At 55.3% G+C, this 26,553-nt stretch carries 23 protein-coding genes; 13 read left to right on the forward strand and 10 right to left on the reverse strand.

Annotated features, from left to right (window positions below):
- The first annotated feature begins 56 nt into the window (after window positions 1-56).
- A complete protein-coding gene (locus KO116_RS14090) occupies window positions 57-362 on the forward strand; it encodes a lipopolysaccharide assembly protein LapA domain-containing protein (RefSeq protein WP_035566630.1) in 306 nt (101 codons plus the stop codon).
- Window positions 363-1,568 carry a lipopolysaccharide assembly protein LapB gene (lapB, locus tag KO116_RS14095; protein ID WP_035566633.1) on the forward strand — a complete coding sequence of 402 codons (1,206 nt, stop codon included), beginning with the start codon at window positions 363-365 and terminating at the stop codon, window positions 1,566-1,568.
- A 19-nt stretch (window positions 1,569-1,587) separates the two neighbouring features.
- Here the strand turns inward: lapB and pyrF are convergent, their stop codons facing one another.
- Window positions 1,588-2,289: an orotidine-5'-phosphate decarboxylase gene (pyrF, locus tag KO116_RS14100; protein WP_035566634.1), complete on the reverse strand. Its 702-nt coding sequence runs from the start codon at window positions 2,287-2,289 to the stop codon at window positions 1,588-1,590.
- Between the two features lie 280 nt (window positions 2,290-2,569).
- Here pyrF and KO116_RS14105 point away from each other — a divergent pair, with 280 nt between their 5' ends.
- Entirely contained in the window at window positions 2,570-2,851 is a 282-nt protein-coding gene (locus KO116_RS14105) for a ComEA family DNA-binding protein (protein WP_035566636.1), read from the forward strand.
- Window positions 2,852-2,930: 79 nt separating this feature from the next.
- Here the strand turns inward: KO116_RS14105 and prpD are convergent, their stop codons facing one another.
- The 6 genes from prpD to KO116_RS14135 all read right to left on the reverse strand — a co-directional run bounded on the left by prpD (window position 2,931) and on the right by KO116_RS14135 (window position 11,329).
- The gene (gene prpD, locus KO116_RS14110) at window positions 2,931-4,427 is read right to left on the reverse strand and encodes a 2-methylcitrate dehydratase (RefSeq protein WP_035566639.1); all 1,497 of its coding nucleotides are present in this window, start codon (window positions 4,425-4,427) and stop codon (window positions 2,931-2,933) included.
- Between the two features lie 54 nt (window positions 4,428-4,481).
- Window positions 4,482-5,681 carry a 2-methylaconitate cis-trans isomerase PrpF gene (gene prpF / locus KO116_RS14115; protein WP_045812137.1) on the reverse strand — a complete coding sequence of 400 codons (1,200 nt, stop codon included), beginning with the start codon at window positions 5,679-5,681 and terminating at the stop codon, window positions 4,482-4,484.
- An 87-nt stretch (window positions 5,682-5,768) separates the two neighbouring features.
- Window positions 5,769-8,378 (reverse strand): Fe/S-dependent 2-methylisocitrate dehydratase AcnD, encoded by a 2,610-nt coding sequence (gene acnD / locus KO116_RS14120; RefSeq protein WP_035566641.1) that lies wholly within the window; start codon window positions 8,376-8,378, stop codon window positions 5,769-5,771.
- 66 nt (window positions 8,379-8,444) lie between these two features.
- The gene (gene prpC / locus KO116_RS14125) at window positions 8,445-9,572 is read right to left on the reverse strand and encodes a bifunctional 2-methylcitrate synthase/citrate synthase (protein WP_035566642.1); all 1,128 of its coding nucleotides are present in this window, start codon (window positions 9,570-9,572) and stop codon (window positions 8,445-8,447) included.
- 74 nt (window positions 9,573-9,646) lie between these two features.
- Window positions 9,647-10,537 (reverse strand): methylisocitrate lyase, encoded by an 891-nt coding sequence (gene prpB / locus KO116_RS14130; protein ID WP_035566644.1) that lies wholly within the window; start codon window positions 10,535-10,537, stop codon window positions 9,647-9,649.
- 57 nt (window positions 10,538-10,594) lie between these two features.
- The gene (locus tag KO116_RS14135; protein WP_035566646.1) at window positions 10,595-11,329 is read right to left on the reverse strand and encodes a GntR family transcriptional regulator; all 735 of its coding nucleotides are present in this window, start codon (window positions 11,327-11,329) and stop codon (window positions 10,595-10,597) included.
- A 233-nt stretch (window positions 11,330-11,562) separates the two neighbouring features.
- On the opposite strand from KO116_RS14135, the gene pabB reads away from it, so the two are divergent.
- On the forward strand, window positions 11,563-12,918 hold the full coding sequence (gene pabB / locus KO116_RS14140) for an aminodeoxychorismate synthase component I (RefSeq protein ID WP_035566647.1): 1,356 nt from the start codon (window positions 11,563-11,565) through the stop codon (window positions 12,916-12,918).
- A 115-nt stretch (window positions 12,919-13,033) separates the two neighbouring features.
- Window positions 13,034-13,666: a phosphoadenosine phosphosulfate reductase domain-containing protein gene (locus KO116_RS14145; protein ID WP_035566648.1), complete on the forward strand. Its 633-nt coding sequence runs from the start codon at window positions 13,034-13,036 to the stop codon at window positions 13,664-13,666.
- A 13-nt stretch (window positions 13,667-13,679) separates the two neighbouring features.
- Here KO116_RS14145 and cysB read toward each other — a convergent pair whose 3' ends face one another.
- Window positions 13,680-14,654 (reverse strand): HTH-type transcriptional regulator CysB, encoded by a 975-nt coding sequence (cysB, locus tag KO116_RS14150; protein WP_035566650.1) that lies wholly within the window; start codon window positions 14,652-14,654, stop codon window positions 13,680-13,682.
- 372 nt (window positions 14,655-15,026) lie between these two features.
- Here cysB and trxA point away from each other — a divergent pair, with 372 nt between their 5' ends.
- A complete protein-coding gene (trxA, locus tag KO116_RS14155; RefSeq protein WP_008959554.1) occupies window positions 15,027-15,350 on the forward strand; it encodes a thioredoxin in 324 nt (107 codons plus the stop codon).
- Window positions 15,351-15,416: 66 nt separating this feature from the next.
- On the opposite strand, the gene KO116_RS14160 is transcribed toward trxA, so the two are convergent.
- Entirely contained in the window at window positions 15,417-16,520 is a 1,104-nt protein-coding gene (locus KO116_RS14160; RefSeq protein WP_035566651.1) for an AI-2E family transporter, read from the reverse strand.
- Window positions 16,521-16,737: 217 nt separating this feature from the next.
- On the opposite strand from KO116_RS14160, the gene KO116_RS14165 reads away from it, so the two are divergent.
- Entirely contained in the window at window positions 16,738-17,592 is an 855-nt protein-coding gene (locus KO116_RS14165; protein ID WP_035566653.1) for an SIMPL domain-containing protein, read from the forward strand.
- Here KO116_RS14165 and serS read toward each other — a convergent pair.
- A complete protein-coding gene (gene serS, locus KO116_RS14170; RefSeq protein WP_035566655.1) occupies window positions 17,537-18,814 on the reverse strand; it encodes a serine--tRNA ligase in 1,278 nt (425 codons plus the stop codon). The two genes, KO116_RS14165 and serS, sit on opposite strands and share 56 nt — an antisense overlap.
- 208 nt (window positions 18,815-19,022) lie before the next feature.
- Between serS and KO116_RS25830 the strand changes: the two genes are divergently transcribed.
- The 6 genes from KO116_RS25830 (at window position 19,023) to KO116_RS14195 (ending at window position 26,552) form a co-directional block, all read left to right on the forward strand.
- A complete protein-coding gene (locus tag KO116_RS25830; protein WP_235272395.1) occupies window positions 19,023-19,319 on the forward strand; it encodes a CRISPR-associated endonuclease Cas3'' in 297 nt (98 codons plus the stop codon).
- A gap of 204 nt (window positions 19,320-19,523) precedes the next feature.
- The gene (locus KO116_RS25835) at window positions 19,524-20,312 is read left to right on the forward strand and encodes a CRISPR-associated helicase/endonuclease Cas3 (RefSeq protein ID WP_235272396.1); all 789 of its coding nucleotides are present in this window, start codon (window positions 19,524-19,526) and stop codon (window positions 20,310-20,312) included.
- Between the two features lie 118 nt (window positions 20,313-20,430).
- Window positions 20,431-21,303, forward strand: a complete 873-nt coding sequence (locus KO116_RS14180) for an Rpn family recombination-promoting nuclease/putative transposase (protein WP_035566657.1) — start codon at window positions 20,431-20,433, stop codon at window positions 21,301-21,303.
- Window positions 21,304-21,436: 133 nt separating this feature from the next.
- On the forward strand, window positions 21,437-22,027 hold the full coding sequence (locus tag KO116_RS14185; RefSeq protein WP_035566659.1) for a DUF4202 domain-containing protein: 591 nt from the start codon (window positions 21,437-21,439) through the stop codon (window positions 22,025-22,027).
- Window positions 22,028-22,141: 114 nt separating this feature from the next.
- Complete coding sequence (ydiJ, locus tag KO116_RS14190; protein ID WP_035566661.1) at window positions 22,142-25,243, forward strand: D-2-hydroxyglutarate dehydrogenase YdiJ; 3,102 nt, start codon at window positions 22,142-22,144, stop codon at window positions 25,241-25,243.
- Window positions 25,244-25,493: 250 nt separating this feature from the next.
- Complete coding sequence (locus KO116_RS14195) at window positions 25,494-26,552, forward strand: efflux RND transporter periplasmic adaptor subunit (RefSeq protein WP_035566662.1); 1,059 nt, start codon at window positions 25,494-25,496, stop codon at window positions 26,550-26,552.
- The last annotated feature ends 1 nt before the right edge of the window (window position 26,553 follow it).

Below are 26,553 nucleotides of genomic sequence, written 5' to 3' on the forward strand. Positions count from 1 at the left end.
CCGCTCGAGTCGTACACAATAGCGCTACCGTGAACGTCACAGACTAGGAAACTCACATGCGTTGGATCAAAGGGCTTATTCTGGCCGTTATTTTGCTGATTGTAGTGCTGGTAGGTATTTTGTTTGCCGTTAACAATCAGCAAACGATTGCCTTGAACCTTATTTGGCTGGAGCTGCCAGCCGTATCACTCTCTGTTTGGTTATTGGCAACACTGGTGTTTGGTGTCCTGCTGGGCATGCTCGCCATGCTAGGCGTCTACGTACGATTAAAGGCAATCCTGGCCCGCAGTGAGCGACACAATAAGCAACAGCGTAAAGAGCTCGATAACCTGCGCACCCGGGAGTTTAAGGAACTGGCATAAATGCTGGATGTCGCGCTGCTAAGCGTACTATTGGTAGCCATTGCCATTGGTTACGGGTTAGGTTATCACCAAGCTGGACGCCGCCGACATCGTTCCCAACCGCCCGCGACCTCGTCGCAGGCGCTCTCCCGGGATTACTTTGTCGGGCTTAACTACCTGCTTAACGAGCAGCCCGACGAAGCGATCAATACCTTTATTAACGTGCTTGCGGTCAACAGCGAGACGGTTCACACCCATATCGCCCTCGGCAAACTGTTTCGCGCCCGCGGCGAGGCTGATAAAGCGGTGAGCATTCACCAAAACCTGCTAGCACGCCCCGCCCTTTCCCAGCACACCAACGAACAAATCCAGCTTGAGCTTGCCCGGGATTTTATGGCGCTTGGTGTTCATGACCGCGCACAGCGGCTACTCAATACGCTGCTGGAGCACAGCGGTGATGATGATCACCGCTATGCGGCGAAACAGCTGCTCATTGATTTATTAGAGCGCGAAAAAGCGTGGCAGCAAGCCCTCGACGTCATTCAGCCGCTGCTTAAACAGTATCCTAAGATGCGTCGTCCTGCGGCCCACTGGCTATGCGAGCTGGCGTTAGAGGAAATTAGCCAAGCCAGTCGACCACTGGCGAAAAAGCACCTCAAAAAAGCCCTGCAACTGGATGAAAACTGCGTTCGCGCCACCCTGCTACTGGCCGAATTAGAGATGGACAACGGGCACTATGACCGCGCGATTGAGCGATTAGATAACATCCCAGGGCAAGAGATAGCGCATATCCCCACCATGCTGCCCGCCCTCAAGCACGCCTATCTGCGCAATAATGACGAAGCTGGCTTTGAGGCTCATCTTTACCGGCTACTTGAGCAAGCGCCTTACACCAGTACGATTATTGCGCTAGGGCAGCTCGTGCATCAGCGTGAAGGGGTCGACAAAGCAATTGAGTTGATTGGCGAGCGATTGCGCGCCGTGCCGAGTTTAGGCGGGCTGGATTATTTGATTGATCTGTATATTGAAAGCCAGCGCCTGAGTGGAAAACCTTCCCCGGATACGCGCCTACTGCTACTAAAACATCATACCGATGCGCTGCTGCTTAACCGCACGCGTCATCGCTGCCAGCGCTGCGGCTTTGCCAGCGACGCGTTACAGTGGCAGTGCCCCAGTTGTCGCTTCTGGGGCACAATTAAGCCGGTCATTGGCGTTGAGGGCGAATAGTGCTCGCCAAGCACAGGTATCAGCGAGCCTCTAATTCCGCCTCAATCGCCTCAAGCGCTACCATGGGGTCGACAGCCTGAGTAACAGGGCGACCGATGACCAGGTGGCTACTTCCCGCCGCAATCGCCTCGCTGGGGCTCATCGTACGCTGCTGGTCATTAGCGACTGCAAAGCTTGGCCGAATACCGGGGGTCACTTTTAAGAACGACTCACCGCAAAGCATTTTGATCCGCGCAGACTCCTGGGCCGAGCAGACCACCCCTTGCAAACCACTCTGCTTCGCCAGCAGCGCTAAGTGCTCTACGTGCTCGGCCAGTGGGGCCCTGATACCTAACTCTGCCAAGTCCTCGGCCTGCATACTGGTCAATACGGTAACGGCGATTAAGTGAGTCGTTAGCGCGTGTTGATCCAAACGTTGCACAGCTGCCTCCATCATCCGGCGCCCGCCGCTGGCATGTACGTTGACCATCCACACACCCTGCTCCGCCGCCGCCTGCACTGCGCTGGCTACGGTATTGGGAATATCGTGAAATTTAAGATCCAGAAATACTTCAAACCCACGCCCATGCAGTGCCTCAAGTACCGCCGGGCCGCTGCGGGTAAACAGCTCTTTACCTACTTTCACACGGCATCGGGCGGGATCCAACTGATCAGCCATGCACAGCGCGGCGTCTAACGACGGGTAATCAAGGGCAATAATAATCGGGGAATCGGTGGCCACAACGTTGCTCCAAATACGTTTTGGTCATTATATCAGCCTCTCCCTACTCCTCGCGCCCCCCGCATGCAAGCTGCATGTAAGCCATTTGCCATATCTCCGTCGTTAAAAACTTACAACTGCTGTCATAGATCTCTTACAGAAACACGTTTTCAATAAAGCTAAGTTAGTAAGGCATTGGCGTTTATCTTGCTCATTATTAACTTGGGCACATGTAAAAACCGCTACGCAACACCGCCTATGCAATCCAAGCAACCTAACGTTATTAAAAGGATCATTGCAGATGAACATGACATTTAAAGGGATATTGGCCGCACTACTGTTCAGCATTAGCTTAGGATTTTCCGGTGGCGTACTGGCCCAAGAAGTAGCCCCGATTAACGTCAATACTGCCGACGCTGAACTGCTAGCCGAACTACCGGGGATTGGCCCCAGCCGAGCCGACGCGATCATTGAAGAGCGCGAAACCAATGGCGCCTTTGAAAGCGCTGAAGAACTTGAGCGCGTCAATGGCATTGGGCCTGCCACCGTTGACCGCATGCGCGATCAAGTGATCTTTGAATAGCCTCATTGGAAAACAGTTCTTTCGGTAACCGCCACAATGCCCGGTGTGTATAAGCACCAGGCATTGTGGAAAGTGGGCTTTAAATCATCCACATATCCATAAATTTGTGTACTGGCAACGCTTCAAGCGTTGACTGCTGGCTGCATAGTTCGGCAATTGTTTGGCAACGAGTTGTCGGAAAGCGGGTTGCCAGATTGCGCTCAAACTTTTCAACCAATAGTGGCATCCCCTCTTCCCGACGACGTCGATGGCCTACCGGATACTCCACGACGACTTTATCGGTCGCACTTCCATCGCTAAAAAACACCTGCACTGCATTTGCAATGGAGCGCTGCTCAGGATCATGGTACGCCGCCGAATACTCGGCGTTTTCTTCTACCACCATCTTATTACGCAGTTCATCTATCAGCGGATGCTCCACGTGAAAGCTATCTTCATAGTGCTCAGCGGTAAGCGCACCAAAGATAAGCGGCACCGCGGTCATGTATTGCAGGCAGTGGTCGCGATCGGCAGGATTAGCGAGTGCGCCGGTTTTGGAAATAATCCGAATAGCCGAATCGTGGGTGGTGAGTACGATCTTATCGATCTCGGCTAAGCGATCCTTCACCTGTGGGTGGAGGGTCACGGCGGCTTCGCAGGCGGTCTGGGCGTGAAATTCAGCCGGGAAGGAGATCTTAAACAGTATGTTCTCCATCACGTAGCTGCCAAACTCACGCTGAAAGCGCAAGCGGCGCTCTGCTTCTGGCTTCAGGCTCAAATCTTTATTGGCGTGGCTAAACAGCACATCGTAGAAGCCCCATTGGGGCGCCGACAGCGCGCTGGGAATACCCATTTCACCGCGCAGGGCGATATCCGCTAAGCGCACGCCCCGAGAGGTGGCGTCCCCCGCGGCCCAGCTTTTCCGGGAACCCGCATTGGGCGCATGACGATAGGTGCGCAGGCTCTGGCCATCCACCCAGGCGTGGGAGAGCGCCGAAAGCAACTGCTCGCGATTGGCGCCCAACAGCTTAGCGGCCACGGCGGTAGAGGCAACTTTCACCAGCACCACGTGATCGAGGCCAACGCGATTGAAGCTATTCTCCAGCGCCAGCACGCCCTGAATCTCATGGGCCATAATCATGGCGTTGAGCACATCCCGCATCACCAGGGGCGCTTCGCCTTGAGCGACCCGTTGCTGGGAAAGATGGTCGGCAACGGCGAGTATCCCACCAAGATTATCGGAGGGGTGGCCCCACTCGGCGGCAAGCCAGGTGTCGTTATAATCCAGCCAGCGGATGACACAGCCTATATCCCACGCCGCTTTGACTGGATCAAGACGCAGCGAGGTACCCGGCACCCGCGCTCCAAACGGCACCACCGTGCCTTCTACTATCGGCCCAAGGTGCTTGGTACACTCCGGAAAGCGTAGTGCTAGCAGCCCACAGCCAAGTGTATCCATCAGGCAATAACGCGCAGTTTCCAGTGCCTCTTGAGATTCCACCTGATAGTTCAGGACATAATCGGCAATAGCCTGCAGCTCGGGATCGTAATCGGGCCGCTCGTTGGCCTCGGATGTGTCAGATGGTCTGGTAGACATAGCCCTCTCTCCTACTGTTGGATCACCCACTTAGTATGGCCCAAGGAAGGCTTCCTAAAAGCTGTCACCAGGAATTCTCACCAATCCTTCCATCAACACCCGGGCGCTGCGACTCATCACCGCCTGCTCGATATGCCACCGCCCGTCTACCAAGCTTGCTTCAGCGCCCACCCGCAGGCTGCCGGAGGGGTGCCCGAAGGTGACCTCGTTTCGCTTACTACCACCGGCGGCCAGATTCACTACTGTGCCCTCAATGGCTGCTGCGGCAGCAATGGCGACGGCGGCGGTGCCCATCATGGCGTGGTGCAATTTGCCCATAGAGAGCGCTCGCACCAGCAGATCGATATCAGACGCCTGTACGTTTTTACCGCTCGATGATACGTAATCCGCTGGCGGCGCTACGAAAGCGACTTTGGGAGTGTGCTGTCGTTTACCCGCCTCGCTGACATCACTGATCAGCCCCATAAGCACCGCGCCATGGGCACGAATGGTTTCAAACATCTCAAGCGCCCGGCTGTCGCCATTGATGGCGTCCTGCAGCTCGGCGCCGGTATAGCCAATGTCGGTAGCGTTAATAAACACGGTGGGAATACCGGCATTAATCAAGGTTGCTTTCAATATCCCCACGCCTGGCACATCAAGCTGATCAATGAGATTACCGGTGGGAAAAATGGCTCCCTCGCCATCGGCCGGATCCATAAAGGCCACCGGAATCTCGGCAGCAGGAAAGGTCACGCCATCCAGCTCAAAATCGCCAGTTTCCTGCACTTCGCCATTGACGATAGGCACCCGTGAGACGATGGTTTTCTGTATATTCACCTGCCAAATGCGTACCTCGGCCACCCCGTTTTCAGGAATACGTGCAGGGTCAACAAGACCATTGCTAATCGCAAAAGGGCCGACCGCCGCGGAGAGGTTGCCGCAGTTACCGCTCCAATCCACATAGGGCTTGTCGATGGAGACCTGACCGAACAGGTAATCCACATCGTGTTCTGCCGATTCACTTTCAGACAGAATCACCGTCTTGCTGGTACTTGAAGTGGCGCCCCCCATACCATCAATCTGCTTTTCGTAAGGGTCAGGGCTACCGATGACACGCAGTAGCAACTGATCCCGCGCCACGCCTGGCTGCTGGGCCGCTTCGGGTAGGTCGCTTAGTTTAAAAAACACGCCCTTACTGGTGCCGCCGCGCATATAGGTGGCTGGAATTTTTATCTGCGGCACACGGTTGTTTTGAACTGACTCGCTCATCATTACCACTCCTAAAAATAACCCGGTGCTCCAAGCTTTATCTGAAAAGCTAAAGGCACCGGGTTCACTTGGTCAGCTAGGCCGTTTCAATTAAGCCGCCGTGGACTCAAGAAAGTCCTGGGCAAAACGCTGCAGTACACCACCAGCAGTGTAAATCGACACCTCCTCGGCGGTATCCAGGCGACACTTCACCGCAACCCGCTCACTTTCACCGTTTTGGCGGTGGATCACCAGGGTGAGCATCGCCCCTGGCGAAACGGCGCCTTCGACATCAAAGGTTTCAGTGCCGTCCAGGCCCAGTGTCATACGCGTAGTCCCGGGCTCAAACTCCAGCGGCATCACCCCCATCCCGATCAGGTTGGTGCGGTGAATACGCTCAAAGCCTTCGGCGGCGATCGCTTCCACGCCCGCCAGCGCCACGCCTTTAGCCGCCCAGTCCCGTGAGGAGCCCTGACCGTAATCCGCCCCGGCAATAATGATCAGCGGCTGCTTGCGGGCCATGTAGGTTTCAATCGCCTCCCACATGCGGGTGACTTGGCCTTCCGGCTCTACCCGCGCGAGCGAGCCCTGTTTAACGTTGCCGTCGGCATCGCGCACCATCTCGTTGAACAACTTCGGGTTGGCGAAGGTAGCACGCTGGGCAGTCAGGTGGTCACCGCGGTGGGTGGCGTAGGAGTTGAAGTCTTCCTCCGGCAGGCCCATTTTGGCCAAGTACTCCCCTGCCGCGCTGTTCAACTGAATCGCGTTGGAGGGCGACAAGTGATCGGTGGTGATATTGTCCGGCAGTATCGCCAGCGGCCGCATACCTTTCAGAGTGCGCACTTTAGCCATATTGCCCTCCCAGTAAGGCGGGCGACGAATATAGGTGCTCTGGGGCCGCCAGTCATATAGCGGGCTGACCTGAGCGCGGGCACTCTTGTCCAGATCGAACATGGGAATATAGGTCTGGCGGAACTGCTCCGGCTTCACCGACGATTTAACAATCGCATCGATCTCTTCATCCGCTGGCCAGATATCCTTCAAAGTGACGGGATTTCCCGCCTGATCCACGCCCAGGACGTCTTTTTCGATATCAAAGCGAATCGTACCCGCAATGGCGTAGGCGACCACCAGGGGCGGAGACGCCAAAAAGGCCTGTTGGGCATGGGGGTGGATACGGCCGTCGAAGTTACGGTTGCCGGAAAGCACGGCGGTCGCATAGAGATCACGCTCAATAATCTCCTGCTGGATTTTTGGATCCAGCGCCCCGGACATACCGTTACAGGTGGTACAGGCGTAGGCCACAACCCCAAAGCCGAGGTTTTCCAGCTCGCTCATCAACCCAGCTTCTTCCAGGTACATCTTGACGGTTTTCGAGCCCGGCGCCAGCGACGACTTCACCCAGGGCTTACGCAGCAAACCCAACCGGTTGGCGTTACGGGCGATAAGCCCGGCGGCGACCATATTTCGTGGGTTAGAGGTATTGGTGCAGCTGGTAATGGCGGCGATGATAACCGCGCCGTCGGGCATTTTGCCCGCTTTCTCTTCCGCCTGTGCCGCCTCAAGCCCAACAGCAATACCACGTTGGGCGAGCTCTGAAGTAGGCAAATGGGCATGGGGATTGGAAGGCCCGGCCAAGGTGCGCGTCACCGATGAGAGGTCAAAGGTCAGTACTCGCTCATACTCAACCTCGGTCAAGCTATCTGCCCACAGGCCGGTGTGCTTGGCGTAGGTTTCCACCAGCGCCACCTGCTCATCTTCACGGCCGGTAATTTTCAGGTAATCGATGGTTTGGCCATCGATGTAGAACATCGCCGCAGTCGCGCCGTACTCGGGCGTCATATTGGAGATAGTGGCGCGATCACCCACGGTGAGCGCGTCGGCACCTTCGCCATAAAACTCCAGGTAAGCGCCCACTACCCGCTCTTTACGCAGGAACTCGGTAATCGCCAGCACCATATCGGTACCGGTAATCCCTGGCTGTAGCTTGCCGGTCAGCTCCACGCCGACGATATCCGGCAGGCGCATCATGGAAGCGCGGCCTAGCATGACGCTTTCGGCCTCCAGGCCCCCCACGCCTACTGAAATCACGCCGAGTGCATCCACCATGGGCGTATGGCTATCGGTGCCTACACAGGTATCCGGGTAGGCAATGCCGTCGCGGTTCTGTACCACCGGCGACATCTTCTCCAGATTGATCTGGTGCATGATGCCGTTGCCGGGGGGGATTACATCGACGTTCTCAAAGGCCGTTTTAGTCCAGTTGATAAAATGGAAGCGGTCATCGTTACGACGATCTTCAATGGCACGGTTTTTTTCGAAGGCACCCTCTTCCGATCCTGCGTGCTCTACCGCCAATGAGTGATCGACGATTAGCTGGGTGGGCACGACAGGATTAACCTTGGCGGGGTCGCCGCCCTTCTCGGCAATAGCGTCGCGCAGTCCGGCCAAATCAACCAGTGCGGTCTGGCCGAGGATATCGTGACAGACGACACGTGCCGGGTACCAAGGAAAATCCAGGTCGCTCCTGCGCTCGATCAGCTGTTTCAGCGCATCAGTGAGCAGGTCAGGATCGCAGCGGCGCACCAACTGCTCAGCCAGCACACGCGAGGTATAGGGCAGCTTCGCATAGGCACCGGGCTGGATATCTTCCACCGCCTCGCGAGCATCAAAAAACTCAAGCGCTGTGCCAGGCAGGGGTTTACGGTATTGGGTATTCATAGCAGACAGACTCACAAGAAGGGGCTGAAAAAAGCCCGGTGTCCAAGTCACCGGGCAGCAAGCGGTTCAGTCTCGCGCTTCTATCGGCACCCACTCGCTCTTCTCAGGGCCAGTGTAATCGGCGCTAGGGCGAATAATGCGGTTATTGGCGCGCTGCTCAAATACGTGCGCCGCCCAGCCGGTCAGCCGTGACATAACAAAAATCGGCGTAAACAGCTTGGTAGGTATATCCATAAAGTGATAAGCGCTGGCGTGGAAAAAGTCTGCGTTACAGAACAGCTTCTTCTCACGCCACATAACCGCTTCGACCCGTTCAGAAACCGGGTAAAGCACCTTATCGCCCACATCGTCAGAGAGCTTCTTAGACCAATGCTTGATAATCGCGTTGCGCGGGTCGGACTCGCGATAAATCGCATGCCCAAAGCCCATGATTTTATCCTTACGCTCCAGCATGCCCAGGATTTTGCTTTCTGCTTCTTCCGGCGACTGCCAATCCTCGATCATCGCCATGGCCGCTTCGTTGGCACCGCCATGCAGTGGGCCGCGCAGCGACCCAATCGCACCGGTCACGCAGGAGTGCATATCGGAAAGCGTGGAGGCACACACCCTTGCGGTAAAGGTAGAGGCGTTGAACTCATGCTCGGCGTAAAGAATCAGCGATACGTTCATAACCCGCGCATGCAGTTCAGAGGCGGGCTCGCCGCGCAGCATATTAAGGAAATGCCCGCCTACTGAGTCATCATCCGTTTCGGTGTCGATGCGTACGCCGTCGTGGGAAAAGCGGTACCAGTAGCAAATAATCGACGGCAGCACCGCCAGCAGCCGATCCGCAACGTCTTGTTGTTGATCAAAATTTTCCTCGGTTTCCAGATTGCCCAACATTGAGGTGCCGGTGCGCATGACATCCATCGGATGGGCATCTTTGGGAATCTGCTCAAGCACCGTTTTCAGCGCATCGGGCAAACCGCGCAGGCTTTTGAGCTTGCTGATGTAGTGATCTAATTCGCCCTGGTTGGGCAGCTTGCCTTTTAACAGCAGGTAAGCGACCTCTTCGAATTTGGCTTTTTCGGCGAGCTCTTTGATATCGAAGCCACGGTAGGTCAGGCCTGAACCTGTTTTGCCTACCGTACACAGCGCGGTGGATCCGGCGCTCTGGCCACGTAGTCCTGCACCTGTTACGGGTTTATCAGCCATGGTGTGTCTCCTAACTCTGCTTTATTTTAAATTGTGTTTTTCAAATATGGTCGTTCATTAAGCTGGCGCTTGGTTTACTGGTCATCGCCTTTCTCGGCAAACAGCGCGTCCAGCTTCTGCTCAAAGTCGTGGTAGTTCAGGAAGTCGTAGAGCTCGTCGCGGGTTTGCATCAGCGGTACAACGTCTTTTTGGTGGCCGTTGTCGAGGATGCTTTGATAGACCTGCAGTGCCGCGGCGTTCATAGCGCGGAAGGCCGAGAGCGGGTAAAGCACCATGCGGCAGCCAACGTCGCCAAGCTCCGTTTGAGTAAATAGCGGTGTAGCGCCGAACTCGGTAATATTGGCCAAAATGGGCGCGTTGACCCTTTCGCAAAAGGCTTTGTAATCATCCAGCGTGTGAACGGCTTCGGCGAAGATGGCATCTGCCCCGGCTTCCACGCAGGCGTTGGCCCGCTCAATGGCCGCATCAAGGCCCTCTTTTTGAAATGCATCGGTGCGGGCAATCAAATAGAAGTCGGGGTCAATCTTGGCATCGGCGGCGGCTTTGATACGGTCGACCATCTCCTGCTGGGAGACAATTGCCTTATTGGGGCGATGGCCGCAGCGTTTTTGCGCGACTTGGTCTTCCATATGCACCGCGGCGACGCCAGCCCGCTGCATCTCTTTCACGGTGCGGGCGATATTAAAGGCACCACCCCAACCGGTATCGATATCCACCAGCAGCGGCAGCTCGGTGGCGCCGCAAATGCGGTGGGCATCTTCCACCACATCATTCATGGTCGTCATGCCCAGATCCGGCAAGCCGAACGATGCATTGGCGACACCGCCACCGGAAAGGTAAATAGCCTGGTGACCGACTTTTTCTGCCATCAGCGCTGTATAGGCATTGATGGTGCCGAGTATCGGCAGCGGACGATTCGCTTCTAGCGCGGCCCGAAAGCGGGCGCCGGGAGTCATCTGGGACATGAGGAGCTTCTCCTGTTGTTAATTTTTAGTTATGTTTTAGCTGTGTGATTGAGAGCGTTACGATTTAGATGCTGACTGTTCGAGAGTAGCTGCATAGCGATCCGCCACATTGGCGCGGGAGGCGCTGACGTGGCGGCGCATGAGCAGCTCGGCCAGCTCGGCATCGCCGGCCTCAATGGCATCGACAATGCGATGGTGCTCCACAAAGGCGCGCTGTGGTCGCGTGCCACTGGCACTGAACTGGGTGCGATAAAGACGCACAAGGTAATAGAGATCGTCGCAGAGCAGGTTCATTAGCATTTTGTTATGACTGCCCTGAACGATGCAGTAGTGAAAATCGAGATCACCTTCGCGCTGGTAGTAAGCTTCGCCGCGTTTCAGGTCGGCCTGGCCTTCATGTAGCGCCAGAACATCCCGCAAGCCCTGGACCTCTTCCGGCGACATATGCTCCGCCGCTAAGCGCGCCGCCATACTTTCCAGGGCTTCACGCAGGTCAAACAGCTCTAAAAGCTCTTTCATCGAGAGCTTAACCACCCGAGCGCCCACATGGGGAACCCGCTCGATTAAGCGGTGTGCTTCCAGGCGGCGCATCGCCTCGCGCAGCGGCCCGCGTGAAATACCGTAGGTTTTAGACAGTCCCGGCTCGGTGATCTTACTGCCGGGAGCAAGCTCTCCGCGTACGATGGCATCCTGCAACTGATGAAATACCCGCTCGGCGAGCGTGCGTACTTCGGGTACAGCCATTTCATGCAGCGAGGTGTCGGAATAAGAAGAAGAAACGGGTAAGCTCATAGCGAATTGTCGACAATTAGGAACATAGCGAAACTTTAGCCTCGCGAGCCACAGCCGTCAACTTGCTTATAAAGCGACTCTATGCATCTTTCGTTGTAGACAAAAAGTCTAGCTGCAAAAAAAGTGTCAACAATCCCGCTTCGAGCGTGAGAAATGCGTCAATCGTGCCACTGGTGCCGATCTTCAACGACCTCTAACATATGCAGCCCTTTTACCGGCCAGGCGTTTGCTTAATGAACCAGGCGTTGACGATAACTGCCCTGCCCTATTCACCCGATCCATTGGGAATATTCGCCTGCCTACGTGCCAGGCCCGGCGCGGTGCTGCTCGATAGTGGCCGCCCTATCGCCACCGGTCGCTTTGATATTATCAGCAGCGACCCGCTTGCTACGCTGGAAGTTGCTCACCATGGCGAAGCGAGTATTGCGTCAGATCAGCTTAGCCTACCGGCGCACATAGCTAGTGATGCGTTTGCCCTGCAGCAGTGGCTACTGGATCAACTGGATATTCCTAATGAAACCAGTGAACTCCCTTTTTTAGGTGGGTTAATAGGCTACTGGGGCTACGATTTAGGGCGAAAAACCTTATCGATACCGAGCGCTCAGGCAAGCCCAGTAACGTTACCGCAAGCCCGCTTAGGGCTTTACGATTGGTGTATCACACTGGATCACATGGCCCAACAGGCGTGGTTAATCGCCACCCCGCAGCGCCGGGAGCAGGTGGAGAGCTGGCTTACCCAGTCGCCAGGGCCAACTAGTGCGTTTACATTAACCAATAGCTTTAAAGCAGAACTTAGCCACGCCCAATACGTCGCACGCTTTAACGCCGTGCAGAGCTATATTCGAGCGGGTGACTGCTATCAAATCAATCTGGCTCAGCGTTTTTATGCCGATTACCAGGGGGATGAGTGGCAGGCCTACCTGCAGTTACGCAAAGCGACCCCCACGCCCTATTCAGGTTTTATGGCCTGGGGCGATAAGGCCGTACTGTCACTTTCGCCCGAGCGGTTTATTCAGTGCCGCAATGGCGAGGTCGAAACACGGCCGATTAAAGGTACCCGCCCGCGAGGCGCGACGCCTGAAGAGGATCAGTCGCTGGCTGAAGAGCTAATGAGCAGCACTAAAGATCGCGCTGAAAATGTGATGATCGTTGACCTGATGCGCAACGACCTGGGTCGTGTGTGTCAGCCCGGCTCCATTCGCGTGCCGCAGTTGTGCCACTTAGAGAGCTATCCTAACGTTCACCATTTAGTTAGCGTCGTACAGGGGGAACTGGCCGATAACGACACCCCGCTGGCACTGCTTAAGGCAGCTTTTCCCGGCGGCTCAATTACCGGCGCACCCAAGATTCGCGCCATGCAGATCATTGATGAATTAGAGCCCTGCCAGCGCAGCGTCTATTGCGGCAGCTTAGGCTATGTCGATGTACGCGGCAGTATGGATACCTCCATCGCTATTCGGACAGTGGTTGCCGAGGCGGGAAGATTGCACGTATGGGGAGGCGGAGGCTTAGTGGCAGACTCTCAAGCGGACGAAGAGCACACCGAAACACTGGATAAGATTCGCCATCTGATTGGCGCGCTGGAATAAGAATTTAAATTTCTATATCAAAAAGGAATATAAAAGCCTAACTAAACGGTATTGGGGAGTCAGGGGTCGGGTTTGATAACCTAGTCACCATATCTACACTCGAACAGGTGGCAGCATGTCCTCAGAGCTTGAAGCGATCAATAAAGAATTTGCAAACAACGGTAACAAAAACCCTCAAGGCTTGATTGAGTGGGCGCTGGCGCAAGGCGCACGGCCTATTTGCACCACCAACTTTCGCCCTTTTGAGGCGGTGCTTCTGCACATGGTAAGCCAGGTACGCCCGGATATACCCATTGTATGGATGGACAGCGGTTACAACACCGAGGCGACCTATCAATTCGCCGACGAGGTGATAAAACAGCTCAACCTCAATATCGTCAGCTTTGTGCCCCGTCGTACCCGCGCCCACCGCGAAGCGCTGGACGGCCCCATGCCGGGCATTGACGACCCGCGCCATGCAGCCTTTACTCAGGAAGTTAAACTCGAACCCTTCGAGCGTGCGTTGCGTGAAATGCAGCCCGACGTATGGTTCACCGCACTACGCGCTGAAGACACCCCCGAACGCGCCAAAATGCAGGCGGTTAGCCGCAACAGCAACGGCCTGTTAAAAGTGGCCCCGCTGCTACAGTGGAGCGCTAAAGATATGTATCAGTACCTACAGGCGCATAACCTACCCAACAACTTCGACTACTTTGACCCCACCAAAGTGGAAGAGAAGCGCGAATGCGGGCTGCATTTACAGCACTGATTCACACAGCAGATTAATACTCAGGCAGGTCTAAATCATCGAATAGAGACTGTTCATGACGCGGGCCTGCCATTAGCGCTTCCTCTACCCGGTCGCGGGTTAAATGAGGCGCAAAACGCTCTAAAAAATCATACATATAGCCGCGCATAAAAGTGCCACGACGAATACCAATCTTGGTCGTGGAGCTAGCAAATAAGTGGCTAGCATCGAGCGCTACCAAATCATCATCAAGCGCTTCATCCACGGCCATATGCGCCACAATGCCAACCCCCATGCCCAACCGCACGTAGGTTTTGATCACGTCAGCATCAGCGGCGGTTAGCACTACATTGGGCGTTAGGCCCTTGGCTTTAAAGGCATCGTCTAACTGCGAGCGGCCGGTAAATCCAAACACATAGGTCACCAACGGATGTTCAGCGAGCGCCTCTAGGGTCAGCGGGCCGTTATGGGTTGCCAAAGGATGCCCCTTAGGCACCAATACGCAGCGGTTCCAGCGATAGCACGGCAACAGCACTAAATCGGTAAATAGTTCTAGCGATTCGGTCGCAATAGCGAAATCTGCCTGACCTTCACTGACCATCTGCGCGATCTGCTTAGGCGTACCCTGCTGCATATGCAGCGCCACATCAGGGTATTTCAGAGTAAATTCGCTGATAATGGGCGGCAGCGCGTAGCGAGCTTGAGTATGAGTCGTCGCAATGGCTAGGCTACCGCGGCGCTCGTCGCTATGCTCCTGGGCCACCTGCTTGATGTTTTCGGTGAGGCGCAGAACCTGCCCGGCCAGGTCAATAATCGACTGCCCGGCCGGCGTAACCCGCGTCAGGTGCTTCCCGCTGCGGGCAAAAATTTCGACGCCAAGCTCATCTTCCAACAACCGTATCTGTTTGGAGATCCCTGGCTGTGAGGTAAATAGACTTTGCGCTGTGGCTGAGACGTTTAGGTTATGTCGATTGACTTCCCAGATATAGCGTAGCTGTTGTAGCTTCATATCCTCACCTTATTTATTCTCTAAACAGATCAATGTAGGACGCGCCTGAAACACATCCTTGCGCAGCTACTACGATGCGTTTGATGGAAAGCGGCGCTGGTGCCGCACTTTACAGCACCAGATAGAATAAAAAACAAATGAATAATACTTTTATATTATAAAAAAATCTTCCTACCAGCATCCATTAATTTCTGCTATTCAGATAAATCACCACACGGGAAATTTGCCAGCAACCTCCGCGCCCGCTAACATCTGCCCACGCTTATCGTGATAGAGATGAGGCGCGGTGAACGAGCGCCAATTGATCGCGTAATGACCGTTGCTCCATTTGAGGCAACGAAACAGTAAGAGCAACGCAAACGGGAGAAGCAAATGGCTAATAATGTTGATGTCACCAACGCCAATTTTGAGCAAGAAGTCCTCAACGCTGAACAGCCTGTGCTAATGAAATTCTGGGCGCCCTGGTGTGGCCCATGCAAAGTCATGGCCCCGGTCGTTGATGAAGTAGCTGCAGAGCGTCAGGACAGCCTGAAAGTCGTTAGTGTCAATGTTGACGATGCACCTGAAATTGCTGCCGAGCAAGGCGTACGCGGTGTACCTACCGTGATGCTGTTTAAAGCTGGCACCAAAGTCGCCTCACTGGTCGGCGCGCAATCTAAGTCGCAACTGACGCAGTTCATCGAACAAAACGCCTGATGAATGTGTAGCACTTCTAACAGCCGCCGACTCTGTCGGCGGTAGCATTAGCCAGTACTCCCTACCCTAGCTTCTGCGCTTCCACGGCGGCAAACTTGCATCACTCGCCCGGCCATCTTTAACGCGACGCTTCCCAGGCCCTAACAGTCGTGCGATCCAACGTGTTTGTGGATGACTATCGAGGGCAATCTTCAGCGTCATCGTCAGCACCACAGAAAGCAGCATCCCCGCCGCACCAAATATCCACCCCCAAACCACCAGCGATAAAAACGCTACGAAAGTGGAAAGTCCCAGCGCCTGCCCCATTACCCGCGGCTCAATCAGGTTGCCGAGCACAAAGTTGATGACTAAATAAGCGGAGGCAAGTAGCAGCGCCTGAAAAGCACCGCCATCTTGAGCGACCAGCAGTAACAGCACGGGAGGTATCGCGGCCAACGCGGAGCCAATATTAGGGATGAAGTTGAGTGCGAAGGCCAACACGCCCCACAATAGCGGAAAATCCACGCCTACGATCATGCAAGAGAGCCATACCAGCGCCCCGGTAGCTAGGCTAATCATGGTTTTTACAGCTAGATAGCGCTTCAGCGTTAAGCTGAACTCACTAAAGCGTTTCAGGCTGGGGGCCGGATTCTCCAATGCACGCGAGACTTTGTCGCGTACATTAAGCGTTTCAAACAGCATAAAGATGACCAGCAGCCCAACAATAATGCTTTGCATGAAGAGGTTGCCGAGCTGACCCAATAACGCCGGCATCCAGGAGCCTTCATCTTCCCCTTCGAACAGCGAGTTGATCTGGTCGGGATTGATGGCTAGTCCCCGTGACGAGAGCGCATTAAGCAAGTTCCAATACTGCTCATAAAGCCGCGACTCTATCTCCGGCAACGCTGTTACAAAGGTACTAAAGCTATTAACGACCAGCAGGCCAATCAGCGATATAAACGCCAGTAATACCATCAAGGTCAGAAATGCCGACATCCGCATGCTTAAACCACAGCGATGCAGCCACTGTACCGGTGAGGTGCACACGACAGCGATAAATATCGCCAGCAGAAGTGGCACTAATAAATCAGCGCCTGCTTTCATTCCAGCGATAATCACTACCAACGCAGCGAGCGCCAAGGTGGCATTGAGTGGAATACTGCGGTAATCCTCGTCCGACAAGTTCGACATAGTCCATCCCTAGCTTGTTATCCATATATAATGGCTGCATTCGGTATATTGCACAAACCATGCAATTAATAAGTAACTGTTTTGCGTCCACTCTTCCGCACTGAACTTTCTCTCTCACTTTGCTTCCAAGCTGAGTCTGCCCTAACTTATTAAAACAGCTTTTAAAATCAGGGTTTAACTTGGCGGCGCGACTGCCTGTTCTCTAAGGAAAACATTTATGAAAGCAATACCGGCAAACCTTCAAACACCAGGCTCTAAACGTTTACGTAATGGCCTACTAGGTGGTGCTCTATTGACACTCCTTAGCGTTCCTTTTGCTCACGCTTCACCATCAACCCCGCCCCAACCCAGCCTGCATGTTCAAGCGCAGTCGTGGGTTGAGGTAGAACCCGACAAAGCCACCCTAAATGCGCGGCTATGGGAAAACACTCCCGCCCTTTCCACCTTGGAAGAGAGCGATAGTAGCGCACTTAGTGATGCGCGCGAGCGTTTAGAGATCCGCGCCAGCGAATTAATCGAAAAAATGGAAGCTACGGGCCTTGAGCGCACCGCCATTAACGCTGGCTCGCTCAATGTTTATCCTGAGCATATTCAAGGACCGCGCAACGAAGACGGCGAGCATGAAACACTCCAGCGCACGCGACTGGAGCGCCCAATCACCGTCGAACTTACCGATCTTAAGCAGTTAAGCGAAGTGTTAGACGCACTGATTGCCGCAGGTGTTAACTCGCTGGACGGCGTGCAATTCGATCTACAGGACCGTGATGCCGCCACCGATGAAGCATTGGTAAAAGCGCTAGAGAAAGCGCAGCACAAGGCCAATTTGATGGCCGACAGCTTAGATGCCGAACTTGGCCATGTGCAGCGCATTGAAGAGACCCAATCGCCTATTTTCCAACCACGCATGATGACAATGCGGGCAGAAAGCGATTCTGCTGCCAACCAATCGGGTGCCGCCAATGATTACAGCCCCGGCACCATTCGTATTGATGCCGGGGTTAGCGTTGAGTGGGCGCTTAAAGGGCCAGACGCTCCACGCCGCCCAGATAGCGACGTAGCGGCTCAGGAATAGTTACCGAGCCATCCGCCTGCTGGTGGTTTTCAAGTACCGCCAGCAGGCAACGACCTACCGCCAGCCCTGAACCATTCAGCGTATGCAGCAACTGCGGCTTTTTGGCATCTGGATGGCGATACCGCGCCTGCATACGCCGGGCCTGGAAATCCTCGCAGTTAGAAACCGACGAGATCTCCCGGTACGTCTCCTGGCTGGGTAACCACACTTCTAAATCGTAGGTTTTAGTCGCCCCAAAGCCCATATCCCCGGTACACAGCGTTACCACGCGATAAGGCAACTCCAACGCCTGCAGAATCGCCTCGGCGTGACCGCGCATCTCTTCCAATGCTGCGTAGCTTTTCTCCGGCTCCACAATCTGCACCATCTCGACTTTATCGAACTGATGCTGGCGGATCATGCCGCGAGTATCGCGCCCGTGTGAGCCCGCTTCAGAGCGGAAACACGGCGTATGCGCGGTAAGCTTCATTGGCAATGCCGACAACTCAACGATTTCATCGCGCACAAAGTTGGTCAGCGGCACTTCCGAAGTGGGTATCAGGTGGTATTCTCGCTCATCGTCCAGCTTGAACAGATCTTCGCCAAACTTCGGCAGCTGGCCGGTGCCCATCAGCGAATCACGGTTGACCATATACGGCACGTAGCACTCTTCGTAGCCGTGCTGTTCGGTTTGGGTATCCAGCATAAACTGCGCCAATGCCCGGTGCAGGCGCGCAATCGGCCCGCGCATGACCGCAAAGCGGGCACCGGTGATTTTAGCCGCCAGCTCAAAATCGAGATAACCCGACTTTTTACCTAGATCAACGTGATCCAGCACCTCGAAATCAAACGCCCGCGGCGTGCCCCAGCGGTGCAGCTCAACGTTATCAGCTTCGCTTTTACCTTCCGGCACGCTTTCGTGGGGTAAGTTGGGAATACCGCTGATAGCGTCGTCCCACTCTTCCTGGACGTCGGCCAGCTCGCGCTTGGCTTTATCCAGGTGATCGCCTAAATCGCTGACTTCATCCAGCAGCGGTTGAATATCTTCACCGTTGGCCTTGGCTTTACCAATCGCCTTGGAGCGCATATTGCGCTCGTTTTGCAGCTGCTCGGTTTGCGTTTGCAGCTCGCGACGACGCGACTCCAGCGCCTGTAGTCCCGCTTTATCAAGCACAAAGCCCCGGCGGGCCAGTTGTTGAGCAACCGTGTCAAGATCACCGCGCAGCAGTTTCGGATCGAGCATGAATCCTGTCCCTTGGCCTGAAAACAATAAGAGCAACGCGCTGATGCGCGTGCATAAAAAGAGCTATTGTAGGCAAAAGCGTGGCGGGGGGCTATGGGTGGCCTCAGGGGCTAAGCAATAGCTTATACAGTGTAAACATTTAGCTATAGAAAAAGGGGATACTTTAAGGCTAAGGTGACTAAATAATTAATCATGTTGAGCCATGCAAATGCCACCTAAATCGTCGCACTTTTACGCTCACTCACTCCCAGAAACAGACAAGCAAGCCTGGCAAACCCTAGATGATCACTTACAGTGTGTCGCCGAAATGGCGGCAACACGCGCTGAACGCTTTGGTATGGCAGATGCAGGATATACAGCGGGTCTTTTGCATGATTTAGGCAAATACAGCGCGCCTTTTCAGCGGCGACTGGAAGGCTCTCCAGAACGTGTTGATCATTCCACTGCAGGCGCTATTGTCGCTAAACAACGCTTCAAAGGAGGAATCGGCGACTTGCTGGCCTAGTGTGTTGCGGGCCATCATGCAGGGCTTGCCAATGGCCGTGATTCAGGCGAACGCTCCCCGCTTAGTGAACGCCTTAAAGCGGATATTCCTGCAATAGATAACGCTTGGCAAGATGCGCTTACGCTTCCACAGGAGCTACGTCCTCCTGGCACGTTTACCCAACGTTCAGAACGGGGTTTCTTTCAACTCGCGTTTCTCACCAGAATGCTTTTTTCATGTTTAGTTGATGCAGACTATATCGATACCGAAACCTTCTACGCCCAACATGAAAACGGCTTAGCACGGCAACGCGGTGGCGGCGCTTCGCTAACGCTGCTTCGAGATGTGCTCAATCAACACTTGGAAACCTTCGACACCGAAAAAGGCATTAACCAATTACGTAAGCATATCCTGCGTGAGGTACGTAACAAAGCGGGACTGAGACCCGGCTGTTTCAGCCTCACGGTACCCACTGGCGGTGGCAAAACCCTCGCTTCCCTCGCCTTCGCCCTGGATCACGCCATCACCCATGGCATGGATCGCGTTATTTATGTTATCCCCTTCACCAGTATCGTAGAACAGAACGCTGCCGTGTTTCGGAAGGCGCTGAGCCAATATGGCGCTGAAGCAGTGCTCGAACACCACAGCACCTTCGATGCTGAAAAAGCGTCAAAAGGCGACAAGGATAGTCTTGATAAATTCAGACGCGACAGTGAGAACTGGGACGCACCGATTGTCGTTACAACATCCGTGCAGTTCCTGGAAAGCCTATTTGCCGCTAAAACATCACGCTGCCGCAAATTACATAATATTGCCCGTAGCGTGGTGATTCTCGATGAAGCACAGACAATGCCACTACCCTTGCTGCGCCCAAGCGTTGCCGCACTGGATGAACTCGCGCTGAATTATCACGCCAGCATTGTGCTCTGTACCGCGACCCAACCCGCCCTGCTTGAAACTAATGATGCAGCCCGCAGCTTCACAGTCGGCTTCAAAAACGTTGAGGAGCTATAGTCGCGCCCCGCTCGGGGCGTGCGGATAGAAAAATGGTCTACTTTAGCTAGGCTAAAGACTCTCGTGGCATCGCATAACGCGTGCTAATCAAATTTTATCAAACAACTAAGGTGAATTTATGGCTGAACTACTCGATCCCACTAACGACTATGTGTTTAAACGACTTTTCGCCGAGGCACCTGAGCTACTTGTCAATTTGATTAACGATCTCCGTCCAGACCTGCCCGATATAGCCTCAGTAGAGATTCTAAACCCGAATATTGAGCCGAGCGAGCTAACAGGCAAATATATCATTCTTGATGTGCTAGCGCGTGATGGTGAGGGGCACTGCTATAATGTGGAGATACAGGTACGTCGTTATGGCGCATGGCACAAACGTGGATTGTTTTATCTTACCCGCATGCTTGGCTCTCAACTCCACATGGGTGAGGATTATCGAGAACTACGGGCTTCGGTAGGCCTGCATTTATTAGATTTTGACCTGTTCACAGACACCGAGGAACAACTCCAACAGGCCATATGGCGATTTGAAATGCGCGATGAATACCAACCCAATGTTTCACTCGGGAACATTCTTCAGATGAACTTGATCGAACTTAGTAAGGCCGATCGCCTAGGGCTTCCATCCGACCCACTCACCGCATGGATAACATTTTTCAAACACTGGCAGGAGGAATTGACCATGGCTAATATTGCCCACGAACCTGTTAAAAAGGCAATGAACCGTATCAAACAGCTCAGTGCCGATGAAGAAACCCGCCGCCTCGCTTTTGTCCGTGAACGCGCTCTACGTGATGAGGTCTCGTTTATCAACGACGCAGAGCTGCGCGGAATCGAAAAAGGCCGCGAGAACGTCGCCCAAAAACTAATTGAGATGAATGTGCTAACTGATGACCAAATTGCCACTGCGTCAGGCCTAACTCTTGCAGAGGTAAAAGCACTACGCAGTGACGACATGCCAGTCCATCGCTCAAACGACCTGCCGAAATAGGTCTCTAGTTATGTAATTTCCAGATTTGTATTGCCTACAGGCGCCACATGCTCCCCCTTCCATACTAAAGTTGTGATTCACGCAGTTTCTCGGCAACCTAGTCCTTAATCACTCGAAGCCGAGCAATGCCACTATGACTACTGCCTTTGATCAAACGCTCATCGCCATCAATGCCCTGCATGCCGAGGACCCGCGCTCCACGACGCTTGCCGATGGCACATCCATGCCTCAGGAACTGGCCTATGCCCAGCGCATGAGCGACTGGCTAGACCGCGTGCATGACGCGCCCGATGAGGTGCTGCGCTTAGCCGTACGCGCACAGCACTTACAGCGCTGGTTAGTGCCGCGTGAGGAGTACCCCGAAGGGCGCGTAGGCTACTTAACCTGGCGGCGCGACCAGGGCAAGCGCGCAGGCGATACCACCGCCCAGCTAATGCGCGACGCAGGCTACAGTGACAAAGAAGCCGAGCGCGCCGCAGCGATTATTGGCAAGAAAGGCCTGGGCCGAGACCCCGATGTGCAAGCGCTGGAAGATTGCGCCTGCCTGGTATTTCTAGAGAACTACTTTGCCGACTTTTCGCGCAAGATCGAGCACGACCATATGGTGCGTATTGTGCAAATGACCTGGCGCAAAATGTCGCCCCGCGCCCACGATCTGGCCCTAACGTTACCCATGTCGGACGCCTCATTAGCGCTGGTAAAAGAGGCCCTGGGTGTGGAGTAAGGTGTGGGGTAAGCTACAGAGCAATGCGCTACCGTAAGATGCAGCCGGGCAGCCGCTGCGGTAAAGTAGCCGTCTTCTTTTTTTGCGCCCCCGGCACTGACGGCTTGCTCAACTATGATTGCATCCTTGGATACCCGTACCGCCCCGTTCGAACGCTTGGGAAATTCGTATGTACGTTTTCTTCAAGCCCTTAAAACACGTGGCTTTGAAGGCGAAATTGCCCCCGACTATGCCAACCGCACGGTGCTGGCGACGGATAACTCGATTTACCAGCGCCTGCCCCAGGCGGCGGTCTACCCCAAGCATGCCGAAGACCTAGAGCGCCTCACCCGGTTGGCCGCGCAAACCACTCACCGCAGCATTGTATTAACACCCAGAGGCGGCGGCACCGGCACCAACGGTCAGTCGCTCACCGACGGCATCGTGGTGGATGTCTCCCGGCATATGAATCAGATCCTAGAGATCGATGTGGAAGCACGGCGGGTGCGCGTTCAGGCGGGCGTGGTGAAGGATCAATTAAACACGGCGCTCAAACCGCATGGACTGTTTTTCGCCCCGGAGCTTTCGACCTCCAACCGCGCCACCATCGGCGGCATGATCTCCACCGACGCCAGCGGCCAGGGCAGCTGCGAATACGGTAAAACCCGCGACCATGTGTTGGAACTCGATACTATTCTGATCGGTGGAAAGCACCTGCACAGCCGCGCTTTATCATCGGACGAAGAGCAGGCTGAGCGCCAGCAGGAAGGTATTCTGGGCCGCGTGCATACCACCGCCGCCGACATTATCGACCAACAGCGCGACTTGATTGCAGCCAAATTCCCGCCGCTCAACCGCTGCTTGACCGGCTACGACTTGGCCCACCTGCGCGACGACGAGGGGCAGCTCAACCTCAACAGCCTGCTGTGCGGCTCGGAAGGCTCGCTGGGCTTTTTAAACGAAGCCGTCCTCAATGTATTGCCGATCCCCAAACACTCCACCCTGGTCAACGTTCGCTATACCAGTTTTATGGATGCGTTGCGGGATGCCAAAGCATTAATGACTGCCAGCGCGCAGCCTACCTCGATTGAGACCATCGACGACACCGTGCTGCAACTGGCGATGGAAGATTTCGTCTGGGACAGCGTGGCAGAGTTCTTCCCGGCAACCGGTAGGACGCCGATTCGCGGCATTAACCTGATCGAATTTAATGACGACGATGAGAGCGCCCTCGCCGAGCGGGTGCGCGCCTTTACCAACCACCTAAGCCAAGACGCCACCGTAGAGCGCCTAGGCTACACCTTGGCCGAGGGGCGTGGGCAGATCCAGAAAGTTTACGCCATGCGCAAACGCTCGGTGGGTTTGCTCGGCAATGTGCAGGGCGAGAAGCGGCCGATTCCGTTTGTGGAAGATACCGCCGTACCGCCGGAGCATCTGGCCGATTTTATCGCCGAATTCCGCGCCGCGCTGGACGCCCGAGGACTCTCCTACGGGATGTTTGGCCATGTAGACGCTGGTGTACTGCACGTGCGCCCCGCCATCGATATGAAGGATCCCGAACAGGAAAAACTGATTCGCGCGGTGTCCGATGAAGTGGCGGCGCTGACCCAGAAATATGACGGCCTGTTGTGGGGCGAACACGGTAAGGGCGTGCGCTCCGAATATTCGCCTAAGTTCTTTGGTGAACTCTATCCCAGCCTACAGCGGGTAAAAGCCGCCTTCGACCCCTATAACCAGCTCAACCCTGGCAAGATCGCTTCGCCCGCCGAAAGCGGCGAGCTAATCGCCAAGGATAGCGACCCCGATCTGTTGACGGTCGATGGCGTGCCCATGCGCGGCCAGTTTGATCGCACCATCGATGAGCGTGCCTGGCAGGCCTACGACGCCGCAGTGTACTGCAACGGTAACGGCGCCTGCTACAACTACGACCTTGACGACCCCATGTGCCCTTCGTGGAAGGCAACGCGGGATCGTCGCCACTCGCCCAAAGGCCGCGCCAGCCTGATCCGCGAATGGCTGCGCCTGCAGACCCAGGCAGGGATTGATGTCGTTGAGGAGTCGCGCAAGAAGAAAGCCGAAGGCGGCTGGGGCTTTATTAAACGCTTTCCGCTGCGGGTGGCGAACACGCTCAGCCGCAAGCAGCACCACGACTACTCCCACGAAGTTTATGACGCCATGGCGGGGTGTCTGGCGTGTAAGTCTTGCGCGGGGCAGTGCCCGGTTAAGGTCAACGTCCCCCAGTTTCGTTCACAGTTTTTAGAGGTCTACCACGGCCGCTACCTGCGCCCGATTCGTGACTACGTGATTGGCGGCACCGAGTTTATGCTGCCCACCCTGGCCAAAGCCGCGCCGCTGTATAACGCCGTGATTGGCCAACGTTGGGTAGAGCAACTGATGCGCCGCACGCTGGGCATGAGCGATTCTCCGGCGCTTTCACGGGCCAGTGTAAAAAAGCAGTTGAAGGCCTGGGGCGTTGCCGAGGCAACGCCGCTCTCGCTGGCCCTGTTAACCGAGCAGCAGCGCGCCAACAGCGTGATTATTGTGCAAGACGCCTTCACCACCCACTTTGAAGCCAAGCTGGTCATGGACGTGGTAGAGCTACTCTCGCGCCTCAATCTACGCGTGTTCGTGATGCCCTATTCGGCGAACGGAAAACCGCTCCAGGTGCAGGGCTTTCTGGGCGCCTTCGAGCGCACCGCCGCCAAGCAGGCCGAACGGCTACGCACCCTGGCCCGCTTTGATATCCCCCTGGTGGGCATCGACCCGGCGATGACTCTCACCTATCGCCAGGAGTACGTCAAAGCGCTAGGTAATGAAGCCGTGCCAGAGGTGCTGATGCTGCAAGAGTGGCTGGCAACCCGCATCAATACGCTGGTGCCCACCCCGCTTAAGCTAACCGACCCAGGCTTTAAGCTGCTCTCCCACTGCACCGAGAAAACCAACGCGCCAGGCAGCCCCAAAGCATGGCACCAGGTATTTGCGGCCTTTGGGTTAGAGCTAGAGTTGATGGCCACCGGCTGCTGCGGCATGTCGGGCACCTACGGCCACGAAACCCGCAATGCCGCTACGTCCAAAATTATCTACGCCCAGTCGTGGCAGCCCCAGGTGGAGGCCAAAGAAAACGCAGGCAAGCTACTGGCTACTGGATACTCCTGCCGCAGCCAGGTGAAGCGCTACTCGAATCAAGTACTGCAACACCCTTTGCAAGCGCTACTCATTGCCCTAAAGCGCAGCTGAAATTTGTACAAACACTAAACCTTGTATAACGTTGAGGGAGCTAACGGCGTGCAGTGTAAAAAGCTGTCACGCTGTTCATTGACTGCAGGGAGCCTCTTATTAACGTAATGAGCGCAGGCCAGACAAGGCAAAAATCAACGAAAAAGCGGAGTTTACGAATTGTAAATGAGCATTTTGAGGTGATTTTTAACGCCGTATGGGCAAGCGCAATAGTTAATCAGAGGTTTCCTATTTTTCAGGAGCTGCCTTGTTGTCTCTATTTTCTTCCCTGACTCGCCTAGGCGCAGGCGCTGTTTTAACACTGAGCCTGGCGGCCATGGCGGTCGCTCAGGAAAACCGTGTTGAGACGCAGGTAGTGGCGGACTCTCCTCGGATAGAGATGTTGCCGTTGACCGGCAGCGTTAGCGCCCCACGCACCTCACAGCTATCAAGCGCTGAAACGGGTCAGGTCAGTGAGCTAACGGTTGAGATGGGCGACACAGTCACTCAAGGCCAGCCGCTGCTCTCACTGGATACCCGCGATATTAGCCTGGAAAGCCAGCGTGCCCGCGCGGATCTGGCCCAGGCCGAAGCCGAACGCGACGAAGCGCAACGCTTAGTGAGCGAAGCCAACCAGCTTTCGGCGCAAAACTTTGCCGCCAGCCAGCGCCGTCAGCGTGAAGGCGCTTTGGCGGCGGCCCAGGCCACCCTTGAAGCGCGCCGAGCCGACTACGAGCTGGCCCAGTTGCAGTTGGAGCGTCATCAAATACGCGCCCCTTTTGACGGCATGGTCACTCACCGGGAGAGCAATATCGGTGAGTGGGTCAACCCCGGTGACAACCTGCTTACCTTGGTCGATTTAGCGTCTCTACGCTTGGATTTCTCGGTGCCGCTCTCTGCCTACCAGCGCTTTGAGGGCTCTCAATTAGAGGTACGCTTAGAAGGCAGCGATCAATGGCACCCGGCGCGTACCCTCGCGCGTATTCCCCTCGATGCCAGCTCAAGGCAGTTTCTGCTGCGAGCGGCACCTGAAACACCCCTTGAAATGCTACCGGGCATGGCGGTGGAAGGCCGTTTGCAGCTTAACGGCGAAAGCGGACCCAGCGTGCCGCGGGATGCCCTCATTCGCCGCCCGGATGGCAGCGTCAGCGTTTGGCTAGCCCGCCAGAGCGATGATACTTGGCAGGCTTTCGAACAGCGGGTTGAGATCGGCAGTAGCTACCAGGGAGAGGTCGCCGTCAATGATGGCCTATCAGCGGGAGACCGCGTGATCGTCGTCGGTAATGAGCGGCTTGAAGAGGGGCAAGAAGTGTCCCTGAGCGACGACTAAA

Origin of the sequence: Halomonas sp. KO116 (assembly GCF_000734975.2) — a bacterium.
Lineage (GTDB): Bacteria > Pseudomonadota > Gammaproteobacteria > Pseudomonadales > Halomonadaceae > Vreelandella > Vreelandella glaciei.